The 12,309-nt window shown below is 68.7% G+C and carries 12 protein-coding genes; 8 read left to right on the plus strand and 4 right to left on the minus strand.

Going from position 1 to position 12,309, the window contains the following annotated elements; genetic code table 11:
• Positions 1–60: 60 nt before the first annotated feature.
• From pyrF to AC1D1S_RS14535, 7 genes are all read left to right on the plus strand, one after another.
• Positions 61–927: an orotidine-5'-phosphate decarboxylase gene (pyrF, locus tag AC1D1S_RS14505; RefSeq protein ID WP_476994772.1), complete on the plus strand. Its 867-nt coding sequence runs from the start codon at positions 61–63 to the stop codon at positions 925–927.
• A 189-nt stretch (positions 928–1,116) separates the two neighbouring features.
• The gene (gene mihF, locus AC1D1S_RS14510; protein ID WP_028276460.1) at positions 1,117–1,434 is read left to right on the plus strand and encodes an integration host factor, actinobacterial type; all 318 of its coding nucleotides are present in this window, start codon (positions 1,117–1,119) and stop codon (positions 1,432–1,434) included.
• Between the two features lie 40 nt (positions 1,435–1,474).
• The gene (gmk, locus tag AC1D1S_RS14515) at positions 1,475–2,047 is read left to right on the plus strand and encodes a guanylate kinase (RefSeq protein WP_476994773.1); all 573 of its coding nucleotides are present in this window, start codon (positions 1,475–1,477) and stop codon (positions 2,045–2,047) included.
• Positions 2,048–2,086: 39 nt separating this feature from the next.
• Positions 2,087–2,347, plus strand: a complete 261-nt coding sequence (rpoZ, locus tag AC1D1S_RS14520) for a DNA-directed RNA polymerase subunit omega (protein WP_476994774.1) — start codon at positions 2,087–2,089, stop codon at positions 2,345–2,347.
• Positions 2,348–2,399: 52 nt separating this feature from the next.
• Entirely contained in the window at positions 2,400–3,713 is a 1,314-nt protein-coding gene (locus tag AC1D1S_RS14525; protein WP_476994775.1) for a bifunctional phosphopantothenoylcysteine decarboxylase/phosphopantothenate synthase, read from the plus strand.
• Positions 3,714–3,790: 77 nt separating this feature from the next.
• On the plus strand, positions 3,791–5,026 hold the full coding sequence (gene metK, locus AC1D1S_RS14530; RefSeq protein ID WP_476994776.1) for a methionine adenosyltransferase: 1,236 nt from the start codon (positions 3,791–3,793) through the stop codon (positions 5,024–5,026).
• 178 nt (positions 5,027–5,204) lie between these two features.
• Positions 5,205–7,394: a primosomal protein N' gene (locus AC1D1S_RS14535; RefSeq protein ID WP_476994777.1), complete on the plus strand. Its 2,190-nt coding sequence runs from the start codon at positions 5,205–5,207 to the stop codon at positions 7,392–7,394.
• A gap of 232 nt (positions 7,395–7,626) precedes the next feature.
• Here AC1D1S_RS14535 and AC1D1S_RS14540 read toward each other — a convergent pair whose 3' ends face one another.
• The 4 genes from AC1D1S_RS14540 to AC1D1S_RS14555 all read right to left on the minus strand — a co-directional run bounded on the left by AC1D1S_RS14540 (position 7,627) and on the right by AC1D1S_RS14555 (position 11,568).
• Positions 7,627–8,718: a glycosyltransferase family 4 protein gene (locus AC1D1S_RS14540; protein WP_243177383.1), complete on the minus strand. Its 1,092-nt coding sequence runs from the start codon at positions 8,716–8,718 to the stop codon at positions 7,627–7,629.
• Positions 8,715–9,641 (minus strand): alpha/beta fold hydrolase, encoded by a 927-nt coding sequence (locus AC1D1S_RS14545; RefSeq protein WP_476943616.1) that lies wholly within the window; start codon positions 9,639–9,641, stop codon positions 8,715–8,717. Before AC1D1S_RS14545 ends, AC1D1S_RS14540 begins: the two co-directional genes overlap by 4 nt.
• Before the next feature lie 11 nt (positions 9,642–9,652).
• Positions 9,653–10,522, minus strand: coding sequence for an aldo/keto reductase (locus AC1D1S_RS14550; protein ID WP_243177385.1), 870 nt, complete (start codon positions 10,520–10,522; stop codon positions 9,653–9,655).
• A gap of 83 nt (positions 10,523–10,605) precedes the next feature.
• Complete coding sequence (locus AC1D1S_RS14555) at positions 10,606–11,568, minus strand: sugar-binding transcriptional regulator (protein WP_476994778.1); 963 nt, start codon at positions 11,566–11,568, stop codon at positions 10,606–10,608.
• Between the two features lie 123 nt (positions 11,569–11,691).
• On the opposite strand from AC1D1S_RS14555, the gene AC1D1S_RS14560 reads away from it, so the two are divergent.
• The coding region (locus tag AC1D1S_RS14560; RefSeq protein WP_476994779.1) for an FAD-dependent oxidoreductase at positions 11,692–12,309 on the plus strand (618 nt) is incomplete at its 3' end.

Genomic DNA, 12,309 nt, shown 5'->3' on the forward strand with positions numbered 1-12,309 from the left:
CCTACGAATGGTCGGTCACGAGCCTGCAGGAACACGCCGCGAACCTGAAGGCGCTCCAGGATGCCTGAGGCATCCACCGCCCCGGCGGCCGGCCGGGAAACCTTCGGCTCCCGGCTGGGGCGGGCCATGGCGGACCGCGGCCCGCTGTGCGTCGGCATCGACCCGCACCCGGCGCTGCTGCAGCGCTGGGGGCTCACTGACGACGCCGCCGGGCTGGAACGCTTCTCGCTGACCGTGCTGGAGGCAGTGGGCTCCCTCGCTGCCGCGGTGAAACCGCAGGTGGCCCTGTACGAGCGCCACGGATCGGCTGGAATCGCCGTGCTCGAACGCACCCTGGCCGCGGCGGCGGAAGCGTCCGTGCTGACCATCGCGGACGCCAAACGCGGCKACATCGGCTCCACCATGGCCGCCTACGCGGATGCCTGGCTGCGGGACGGCTCGGCCCTGGCCGCGGATTCGGTGACGTTGAGCCCGTACCTGGGCTTTGAGTCGCTCCGGCCCGCCCTGGACCTGGCGGCCGGGACCGGGCGCGGGGTGTTCGTCCTCGCGCTGACCTCGAACCCGGAGGGCGCCTCGGTCCAGCACGTCGGCGGGGCGGATTCCGTCGCACGGCGGATCACCGAAGCGGCCGCGGTGGAGAACCAGCGCTATGACGGTTCGCTCGGTTCCGTGGGCCTGGTGGTCGGTGCCACGGTGGGCTCGGCCCTTTCCGCACTCGATATCGATCTGGCGGCGGTCCGCGGGCCGATCCTGGCCCCGGGGCTGGGCGCTCAGGGCGCCACGGCCGCGGACCTGCGCCGCACGTTCGGTGCGGCCTATCCCCAGGTCCTGGGGACCTCGAGCCGGGACATTCTCGGCGCCGGACCGCAGCTGCAGTCCCTCCGGGATGCCGCGCGGCGCACCCTCGACGAACTCCTCGCGGCTTAGCGGCAGCCGCCTCGCCGGCCCGGGACCGGAGCTGCCGGACCCGGGCCGGGGGCTGTCCCGTTCGGGATTGCGCTTTTCCCGTTCCCGAACTGGCCGGCGCGCAGATTTCCATTGATTTCTGCCGCCGCCTGAGCGTAGGTTCGGGGCAAGGGCATGAGTGCCCCGTCCCGCCATGCAGGGAGGCCTTCCGTGAGTTTGAGACCACTCACTCCTCAGGAGCGTTCCGACGCCCTTCGCAAGGCCGCTGCCGCAAGAGCCACCAGGGCCGAGGCAAAGGAGCGGCTCAAGACGGGCGAGCTGACCATCGCCAATGTCATCAGTGCAGGCGAATCCGACGACGCCATTGCCCGCATGAGAATCGTGGAGCTGCTCGAGGCCCTGCCCGGGATCGGCCGGGTCCGGGCGGCGGCCATCATGGACCAGCTCGGCATCGCACAATCCCGACGGGTCCGCGGCCTGGGAATCCACCAGCGCCGGGCGCTGGTAGATTTTATTGACGACAARTAGYYCGGTCMGCCGAGCTGCCCWCCACSGCCCAAAGGAATATGTGAGCAAGAAACCGGGACTGACAGTCCTCGCCGGYCCGACGGCTGTTGGYAAAGGCACCGTGTCCACYTACATCCGGGACAACTACCCCGGCGTCTGGCTCTCCGTGTCGGCCACTACGCGTCCGCCGCGGCCGGGGGAGCAGGACGGGATCCACTACTTCTTCAAATCGGCCGAGGAATTCGATTCCCTGGTCGAAAACGGCGAACTGCTCGAGTGGGCCGTCGTCCATGGCCGGAACCGCTACGGCACGCTGCGGAGCACGGTTGACGCCGCCATTGCCKAGGGCCGCTCGGTGCTGCTGGAGATCGATCTGCAGGGCGCCCGGCAGGTCAAGCAGGCCGTCCCGGATGCCCAGTTTGTGTTCCTGGCGCCCCCGAGCTGGGACGAAATGGTCCGCCGGCTGGTCGGCCGCGGCACGGAAAGCGCCGAAGAACAGCAGCAGAGGCTGGAAACCGCTAAACTAGAACTTGCCGCTGAACCGGAGTTCGACCACACCGTCATCAATGATGACGTTCGTCGGGCAGCGGACGAGCTTGTTTCACTCATGGGGCTGACCCCGAACCCGCGCTAGGCGCCGGGACGTACCGGCCCGTTAGAATTTGGAGAATTCGTGTCCACGAACCTTGAAGGCATCATCAACCCGCMGATCGACGAGCTGCTGAAGGCCGCCGACTCGAAGTACGGACTGGTGATTTTTGGTGCCAAGCGCGCACGCCAGATCAACGCGTACTACGCCCAGCTGCATGAGGGCCTGTTTGAGTACGTTGGCCCGCTGGTCGACACCAAGCTGAACGAGAAGTCCCTGTCGATCGCCCTGCGCGAGATCAACGAAGGCAAGCTCGTCTCCACGCCGATCGAAACCGCAGAGTAATTCCCCCCGCGGGAAGAGCCAAGTAAACAGACTGCCTGTTGACGGAGATCATGTGCGCATAGTCCTCGGAGTCGGGGGAGGGATTGCCGCCTACAAGGTGGCATCGCTCCTCCGGCTTTTTACTGAAGCCGGGCATGACGTCACGGTCATCCCCACCGAGGCGGCCACCCGCTTCGTCGGCGTCGCCACGTGGGAGGCCCTGTCCGGGCACCCGGTGAGCAACAGCGTGTTCGACGCCGTCCACACGGTCAACCATGTCCGGCTCGGCCACGAGGCCGAACTGATCGTCGTTGCCCCGGCCACGGCCGATCTCCTGGCCCGTGCGGCCAGCGGCCAGGCCGATGACCTCCTCACCAATACCCTGCTGATGGCCGGCGACTGCCCTGTGCTCATGGCCCCGGCCATGCACACCGAAATGTGGCAACACCCCGCCACCGAAGCCAACGTCGAAACCCTGCGCAGCCGCGGCGTCACGGTGCTGGAACCCACGAGCGGGCGGCTGACCGGCGCCGACTCCGGGCCCGGCCGCCTGCCCGAGCCCGAGGCGATCTTCACCGCCGCCATGGCCCTCGCCGGCGCCGGCACGGCTGCCGCTTTTGAGGCGAGGCCGGCCGTTGACGCGGACGCGACCACTGACCTGGCCGCCGCGCCGGCAGCGGCGCAGCCGGCGGTGACGCCGTTGGCCGGACTGACGGTGACCATCAGTGCCGGCGGCACCCGGGAACCGCTGGACCCCGTACGGTTCCTCGGCAACCGCTCCTCCGGCAAGCAGGGCGTGGCCCTGGCCGCGGCCGCCCGCGCAGCCGGCGCCCGCGTCCGCCTGCTGGCCGCCCACATGGAAGTCCCGGCGCCCGCCGGCGTCGAACTCGTCCCGGTCGAAACTGCCCTGGAACTGCGGGAGGCGGCGCTGCACGCGGCCGCCGACTCCGACGTCGTCATCATGGCTGCCGCGGTCGCGGACTTCCGGCCGGCGGACGTCGCCGGGACCAAGATCAAGAAACGCGACGACGTCGCCGATCCCGTGATCAACCTGGTGCGCAACCCCGACATCCTGCGCGAACTCGTCGAGGTCCGCGACGCCGCGTCCCGGAATCAGCTGATCGTCGGCTTCGCCGCCGAGACGGGCGATGCCGACGGTGATGTCCTGGACTATGCCCGGGCCAAGCTGCACCGGAAAGCCTGCGACCTGCTGGTCGTCAACCAGGTGGGCCGGGACTTGGTCTTTGGCGAGGACACGAACACAGTAGTCATCCTTTCCCGTGACGGCTCCGAACCCCAAGAGGCGTCGGGTTCCAAATCCGACGTCGCGGCTGCCGTGATCGACCGGATCAGCGCCGAGCTGAGCCGGGCTGTACCGCCGGCGTAGCCCGGCGTAACCAACATCTCCTTAGCACGGGGACACACGCCGCCGGACGTCCGTTATCCAACCAGTAAGGTAGTTGAGTGACTTTACCGCTGCACATCCCCGCCTTCCACGGGTCCACGCCCGCCGCGCTCCGGCTCTTCACGTCCGAGTCCGTGACGGAGGGCCACCCCGATAAGATCTGTGACCAGATCAGCGATGCGATCCTCGACGCCCTGCTCGACAAAGACCCCGAGTCCCGGGTAGCCGTGGAGACGCTGGCCACCACCGGGCTGGTCCACGTCGCGGGCGAGGTCACCACAGACGCCTACGTCGAGATCCCCCAGATTGTCCGGGAGACCATCCTGGGCATCGGGTACGATTCTTCGGCCAACGGCTTCGACGGTGCCCGGTGCGGCGTCTCGGTATCCATCGGCCAGCAGTCCAACGACATCGCCGGCGGCGTGTTCAACTCCCTCGAAGCGCGTGAGGGCCGCCAGGAGGACGACTACGACCTCCAGGGCGCCGGCGACCAGGGACTCATGTTCGGCTACGCCAGCGACGAAACGCCGTCCTACATGCCCGTGCCGATCTGGCTCGCGCACCGTCTCTCCGAGCGCCTGACCGAGGTCCGCAAGAACGGCGAACTCGCCTACCTGCGCCCGGACGGCAAGACCCAGGTCACCGTAGGCTACGACGGCGACCGCCCGGTCTCGGTCGAAACCGTCGTCATCTCCAGCCAGCACGCCGAAGGCACCAGCCTGGACCAGCTCCGGGCCGACCTCGCCGAGCTCGTGGTGGGACCGGTCATGGCACTGTCCAACCTGGACACCTCACGGACCCGCAACATCCTCAACCCCGCAGGCGCCTTTGTGATTGGCGGCCCGGTGGGGGACGCSGGCCTYACCGGCCGCAAGATCATCGTCGACACCTACGGYGGCRYGGCYCSCCACGGCGGCGGCGCRTTYTCCGGCAAGGACCCGTCGAAGGTGGACCGCTCGGCCGCCTACGCAATGCGCTGGGTCGCCAAGAACGTGGTGGCCGCCGGCCTCGCCAAGCGTGCCGAAATCCAGATCGCCTACGCGATCGGCCAGGCCCGCCCGGTGGGAACCTACGTTGAGACGTTCGGAACCGAAACCGTGGACCCGGCCCGCATCAGCGCCGCGATCGCCGAGATCTTCGACCTGCGCCCGCGGGCCATCATCGACGCCCTCGACCTCAAGCGCCCGATCTACGCCAAGACCGCCGCCCACGGACACTTCGGCCGCGAAGACCCGGACTTCACGTGGGAACGCCTGGACCGGGTGGACGAGCTGAAGGCGTTCTTTAACGCCTAAGGCCCGGGACCGCACCGGCGTTCTGGGGCGTTTTGTCAGTGCCTCGTGATCTGCTGTAGCCAGGCCGCCTCCCGGTGGCCTGGCTACACGCTTTTTGAGTGCACTGCTTTTGGGGCCTGAATTTGAGTACCCGGTCAGTAGGTCGTTGTCGAAACAATCCGGAGGGGAGGTGCGAGCCGTGAGTCCCAATCCTGCCGACGGCGCGCCCGGTGAACCCCAGCAGCTGTCCCTGCTCCAGGGTTTTCCCGCCTCCGCCGCGGAAGCGTCCGGGCCTGCCCTTGCGGCCCACCTGCCGGTGGCGCGGGTGCTGATCGAGTCCTCGCTGCCCCACCTGGACAGGCCTTTCGACTACAGCGTCCCCGCCGCCCTCGACGCCGACGCCATGCCCGGAGTCCGGGTCAAGGTCAAATTCAACGGGCAGGAACTGGCCGGATACCTGCTGGAGCGCACCGCCGGATCCGACGCCGGCCACCCCCTGGTGCCGCTGCACAAGGTGCTCTCCGCTGTCCCGGTCCTGACCCCCGCTGTAGCCGAGCTCGCCGGCCGGATCGCCTCGCGCTACGCCGGAACGGTCAGCGATGTCCTGCGCGTTGCCGTGCCGCCGCGCATGGCCAAGCTGGAAAAGGAATTCGCCCCGGACAGCCGGCTCGATCCCGCGCTGTTCGGCACCGAAACGTTCGGTCTGGCGACCGACGTGTCGCTTCCGTCGCCGGCTGCCGGCAGCGTCTGGACCCGGTACCGCAACGGTGCGGCATTCCTCGCCCACCTCGCCGCGGGGGAGTCGCCCCGGGCCGTGCTGACCGCCCTGCAGGGGTACGGGCCCGCCGGCTGGCCACGGATGATCGCCGAAGCGGTGGCCGCGGTACGGATCTCCGGCCGCGGCGCCGTCGTGGTGGTGCCGGACTACCGGGACCTTGACCGCGTGGAATCTGCCCTGCTGGAACTGCTTCCCGCCGGCGACGTCGCCCGGCTCACCGCGGACGACGGCCAGACGCCGCGCTACCGCAGCTTCCTGCGCGTGCTCAGCGGCGCCGCCGGGGTCGCCGTGGGCACGCGGTCCGCGGCCTACGCACCGGTGCCGAACCTCGGGCTCGTCATCTGCTGGGACGACGGCGACGACCTCCACATCGAGCAGCGCTCCCCGTACGCGCACACCCGCGAAGTCCTCCTGCTCCGGGCCGGCCAGGAAGGGGCCGCGTGCCTGCTCGCGGCCCATTCGCGCAGCACCGAAACGGAGCGGCTGGTCGCCTCCGGCTGGGCCCAGGCCGTGGAAGCTGACCGGGCCGTCGTGCGGCGGACGGTCCCGCGGGTCCTGAACACAGCCGACAGCTACGAACTCGAGCATGACCCGCTCGCCCGGATCGCCAGGCTCCCCGGTGCGGCCTGGCGGGCCGCCAAGGAAGGCCTGGAACGGGGTCCGGTCCTGGTCCAGGTGGCCCGCGCCGGCTACGCCCCCTCGCTGGTGTGCGACACCTGTCGTGAACCGGCCCGCTGCACCGCCTGCAGCGGCCCCCTGGCGATCGCCGGCCCGGCCGGGAGCAGCGCCGTGCCGCAATGCCGCTGGTGCTCGGCCCCTGCCCCGGCCTGGCGCTGCGGCACGTGCAACGGCGCCAGGCTAAGGCGCGGCGCCACGGGAGCCCTCCGCACCGCGGAGGAGCTGGGCCGTGCGTTTCCGGGAAAACCGGTCATCACCTCCTCCGGGGACCAGATCAAGGCCACTGTTGCGGAGACCGCGGCCCTCGTGGTGGCCACCGTCGGTGCCGAACCCGTGGCTTTCGGCGGGTACGCCGCAGCCCTGCTGCTCGACGGCGACTCGCTGCTGCGCCGGGAAAACCTGAGGGCGGGGGAGGACGCGGTCCGCCGCTGGTTCAACGCCGCGGCCCTGGTGCGGCCCGCTTCCGAGGGCGGCCTGGTAGTCATCACGGCCGACGACGCCGCCGGGGTTGGCGCCCTGCTGCGCTGGGATCCCGCCGGATACGCCAGCCGGGAACTGGCACTGCGGCAGGAGCTGMAGCTGCCGCCCGCCGTGCGGGTCGCCTCCGTCACCGGCGGCAGGACCGCCGTCGGCCATTTCACGGATGCCATTCAGCAGCGGCTGGCGGCGCAGGGAACCGTCCTCCGGACGGCCGGGCCCGCGCCCGTCATTCTGCCGGCGGCCGCGGGGGCAGGCCGCACGCCGCCGCGGGATGCTGTGCCCCGGGATGCTGTGCCCCGGGACTCCGGCGAGGAGGTCCGGACCCTGCTTTTCATCCCCTACGCCCAGGCCGCGGCTGCCACGGCAGTCATGCGGGCCGTCAAGGCGGCGGCCGCAGCCAAGCGCAGCGACGACCCAGTGCAACTGCGCCTGGACGGCGTCGACGTCCTGTAGGACATTCCATTGCGTCCCCGCGGCTCACGTGGCCCCACCGGCACGGCGGTCCCTCTGTACAACGGGCGCGCATGCCGGCGGCCATTCGCCACAGACGGCCGGAATGAGGGTCCGTATTGCGGCCCTCTGCGGCAAATGGGTGGTCGGGGCCCGCAACACCGGCGTCATCCCGGCCTCGCTGCGGGTGGGGCGCGGAGTGGATCTCCGCGACGGCCACTTACAGCCGTTCCGGCTATTTCCGGTCGCGGGGCCGGTTCCGGAGCGCGACGGCCTCTTCGGCGACGGCCACGAGCCGCCGCGCCGACTCATCCCAGCTGAAGTCTGCGGCCCGCTCCACTGAACGGCGGGACCGTGCCTTCCACAGGGCGGGGTCCTCGAGCGTGCGCACCGCCTCGGCAAACTCCGCCGGGGAGTCCGGATGCACGTAGCTGACGGCGTCGTCACCAACCTCCCGGAAGATCGGGATGTCGCTGGCAATCACCGGCGTGCCGTGGGACATGGCCTCGACGAGCGGCAGTCCGTAGCCCTCGGCCCGGGACAGGCTGACCAGGGCGGTGGTGCGTGCCAAAAGGGCCTCATACTCGGCGTCGGTCACCCCGTTGTGGAAAACGATGCTTGCGCCCTCCGGAGCCAGGGCCTCGAGTTCGGCCCGCCGCTCGGGCGTGATGCGGCTGAGCAGATGCAGGGTCATGTCGGGGAGTTCCGCCATGCCGCGGACCATGGTCTCCACGTTCTTGTAGGGCATGAATGAACCCATGTAGAGCAGCGTCTTGTCGGCCCCCGCCCCAGGATCGCGCGGGGTGTGGCCGTGCTGGGGGGCGTTGCCGACAATCCTGACCGGACGCCGGGTGAGCCGGTACTTCGCCATCAGGGCCGCCGTGGTGGAGCTGATCGTCGCCACGATGTCCGCCCGGTTCAGCAGGAGCCGCTGGGGCCAGAAGGCCTTGTGGTACAGGCGCCACAGGACCCTGACGGGGGCCGGCAGGAATCCGGGAGGGGTGGGGTGCTCGTAGTAGATGAGGTCGTGCAGGGTCAGCACAAGGGCGTACTTCCGGCCCCAGCTGCCCATGGTCTGCATGGGGCATACCACCACGTCGGCGCCCAGCTTGTTGACCTTGGCCGCCACGAAGAGTTCGGCCGGGGAGAGYGGGCTGTTGATCAGGGTGTACGGAACGTCGGGCAGGAGCGCGAGCTGGCGGGTGTCGCTGATCAGCATCGAGACGTCGGCGATCCTGGCGGCCGCCGCGATCAGGCTGGCGCCGTAGCGGCTGATGCCGTCGTGGTGGTCCAGCCGGGTGAAGCGGGCATCAATGAGAATTTTCACGCGGCGTGGTCCTTTAGGAAGCGTCGGATGTAGCGGGCAGCGGGCTCGGGGGTTTCGTAGTGGATCAGGTGCCCGACGCCGGGAATGACCTCCAGCTTCCCGTCCGGCAGCCGCGCCGCGAGTTTGTACTGGTCCGCCAGCATGGCGATCTCGTCCTTCTCTCCCGCGATCAGCAGCACCGGCAGCGTCAGGTCGCCGGCCACCTCGGTGACGTTGCTGCCCACCGAGGCCTTGAAGGCCTGAAGCAGGCTCTCCCGGTCCGCGAAGGAGGAAAAATAGGCACTGTGCTGGGCGTGCACGAACCGGCGGATGTCCTTGTCCCCGGTCTTGGCCATGGTTACGCTCATCACCCGCACGATCGCCTGGCTGCGCAGCAGAGCCAGCCCGAGCCGCTGGGGAAGGCGTGCGGCGGCCTCGTAGTAGAGCACCGCAAGCTTCGTCATCAGGCCCTTGGGCCCTTCGAGGGCGGGCGCCGCGATGGGATTGACCAGGATCAGCTCGGCCACGGCACCCGGGTTGGCCGCCACGAAATGGCTGGCGATGATCGAACCGAACGAATGCCCCAGCAGGACCGTGTCCGCGCCCAGTCCCAGAGCAGCCATGAAACCGCCAAGGAACTGGCTGTAGCCGGCAACGCTGTGCCCGGTTCCCGCGAAGGCGGCCGAGCTGCCGAAGCCCGGCAGGTCCGGCATGATCAGGCGCATGTCCGTCAGCTGGTCGGCTACCCGGAGCAGGCCGTGGTGGTCGCCGCGGAACCCGTGCACCACCAGGATGGTGCGCGTTTCGGTGGTGACCTCGGCGGGTTCGTAGACCCAGTACGCGATCCGGGCCCCGTCAACCTCAACGGACGCGGCCCGGGTGCGGGCGTCGAGTCCGCCGCTGAAGAGGGGCGTGCGTGAGGACCCGGTATCCACTTGTTCCATTTGTTCGAATCCTATGCGACGTTGTCGGGGTGGGAGCCGGTCCGGAAGCCGCGTTCGAGGCCGCCGACCTCCGTCATATCCAGCGGGGAGAGCTCAAAGTCGAAGACCTCGAAGTTCTCGCGGATCCGGCCGGACGAGCTGGCCTTGGGGATGGCGATATTGCCCAGCTGGAGGTGCCAGCGCAGGATGATCTGTGCCGGTGTGCGGTCGTGTTCGGCCGCCAGGGCCAGGATCACCGGGTCCTTCAGGACCTGGCCGCGGCCCAAAGGACTCCACGCCTCGGTGCGGATGCCCAGCAGCTCATGCTTTTCCCGCAGTTCATCCTGCTGCAGCCAGGGATGAAGTTCGATCTGGTTCACGGCGGGCACCACCTCCGCCGTTTCCAGGAGCCGGTCCAGGTGCTGCGGCTGGAAGTTGGAGACGCCGATTGCGCGGACCTTGCCCTCGCGGTACAGCGTCTCCAAGGCCCGGTACGTTTCCGGGAACAGGCCACGGCGCGCGCACGGCCAATGGATCAGGTAGAGGTCGATGTATTCCAGGCCGAGGTTGGACATGGAGGTGTCGAACGCACGCATGGTGGCGTCGTAGCCGTGGTCGTCATTCCAGACCTTGGTGGTGATGAAGAGGTCCTCGCGGGAGACGTAGGGTGCGGTTTCCCCGGGCCCGCCTCCGGTGCCCTCAAATCCGGACAGGGCACCGATTCCCTTGCCGACGCCGGTCTCGTTGCCGTACATGGCGGCGGTGTCGAAGTGCCGGTAGCCGGTCTCGACCGCCATGGTCACCAGGCTGGCGGCGTCGCCCGGGGGGACCTTGTACAGCCCGAACCCCAGCCGGTCGATCAATACTCCGTTGTTCAGGGTCAGCCGGGGGGAGAGTCTCATGACAAAGACTTTACCCACTGGCGCTGGAGAGTGCCGGACCGCCGTTGCCGCCAGCCGCACCGGTCATGCTACCCCGTAGCCGCTCAGCCCAGTCCGTCGAACCGGACGAGCCTGCGGGCGCTGGCCTCGTCCAGGATCAGGTCGGTGGCCAGTCCTGCCGCCAGCGCGCCCCTGAGCCCGTTGATTTTGGAAGCACCGGACACCACGCAGATGCGGCGCCGGACCTGGCGGAGCTGGGCCAGGTCCGGGCCGGTGGAGCGCGCGTTGAGAGTGATGCCGTCCGAGGACCCGTCGGCGCGGAAGAACACCGTGGCAACATCGCCCACCACATCGGAGTTCGCCAGGACGTTMAAGTCGTCTTCATCGAGGTAGCCGCCGGCGTAGACGTGGCTGGGGTAGTCGGCGTCGACCGATCCGACACCAAAGATCGCGATGCTCATCCGGGCCTGCAGCTCCAGGATCCGCTGAACACTCCGCTCATTCCACATGGCCTTTTTGGTCGCGGCGTGGTCGAAGAAGGCCGGCACGGGAAACTGTTCCACCCGTGCTCCGTAGGCGCTGCCGAACCGCCGCATGATGTCCGAGGCATAGGTGATACCGGTGGTCTGCATATTCCCGGCGCCGTTGAGCTGGACGATCACGCTGTCGTGGGTGATCTTGCGCGTCAGGTGCCGGCTCACGGCGCTCAGGGTGGAGCCCCATGCGACGCCGATGATGGCGTTGGAGTCCACCAGCGGTCCGATCGTCCGGGCGGCCTGCATGGCCACGCGGTCCAGTGTTTCCGCCTCATTGAGGGTGTCCACCACCGGAACGACATGGACATCCACCTTGTATTCGGCGCGGATCATGCCCTCGAGTTCGGGCCCGGTGTCCAGCGGGCTGCGGATCTGGATCTGCACCAGACCCGAATCGCGCGCCGCGGACAACAGCCGGGAAACCGTGGACCGGGACGTCCGGAGCTCGCGGGCGATGGCGTCCATGGTCAGGTCCTGCAGGTAATACAGCTGGGCCGCGCGGAGGGCGTCGGACTGGCGTGATTGCATCATGACATTTCCCATCTGCACGTTTGTGCATAGTGCTTGACTCCATTTTCCATTAGTCCAAAGAATAGTGTTGAACGGCGCCGCGCCACGGGCGCGCCGCACAGAATCAAACCCAAGGGAGCAATTTTGGGACAGAAGGGCTCAGTCGGCACACCGGCGAACGATCGCGCCTCGGTGCAGAAGCTGCGGACGCGGCGGCACGCGCAGGTTCTGATCATCGGAGGCGGAATCAACGGGGTCGGAACGTTCCGTGACCTTGCGCTGCAGGGCGTGGATGTGGCGCTCGTTGAGCGCGGCGATTACTGCCAGGGTGCCAGCGGCGCCTCTTCCCACATGATCCACGGCGGCATCCGGTACCTCGAAAACGGCGAGTTCCGCCTTGTCCAGGAGTCGGTGACCGAACGCAACAGGCTTCTGCGGATCGCGCCGCACTACGTTAAGCCGCTGCAGACCACGATCCCGATCTTCAGCACCTTCTCCGGGGTCCTGGCCGCCCCCATGCGCTTCCTGACCCACAAGCAGGGCAAGCACACCGAACGCGGGGCGTTCCTGATCAAGCTCGGCCTGAGCATGTACGACTTCTTCTCCCGCGACGGCGGCACGGTTCCGCGCCACCAGTTCCGCGGACGCAAGCGCGCTCTGGCCGAGCTGCCCCGCCTGCACCCCGGGATCAAGTACGCGGCCACTTACTTCGACGCCTCCGTCCACAACCCCGAGCGCCTCACCCTCGACGTGCTCCAGGAC

The organism is Arthrobacter sp. P1_A5, assembly GCF_056406825.1.

Coding starts and splice junctions, on each gene's coding strand:
- AC1D1S_RS14545 (WP_476943616.1), bottom strand. CDS start 9,641: ATGGAACAAGTGGATACCGGGTCCTCACGCACGCCCCTCTTCAGCGGC.
- AC1D1S_RS14550 (WP_243177385.1), bottom strand. CDS start 10,522: ATGAGACTCTCCCCCCGGCTGACCCTGAACAACGGAGTATTGATCGAC.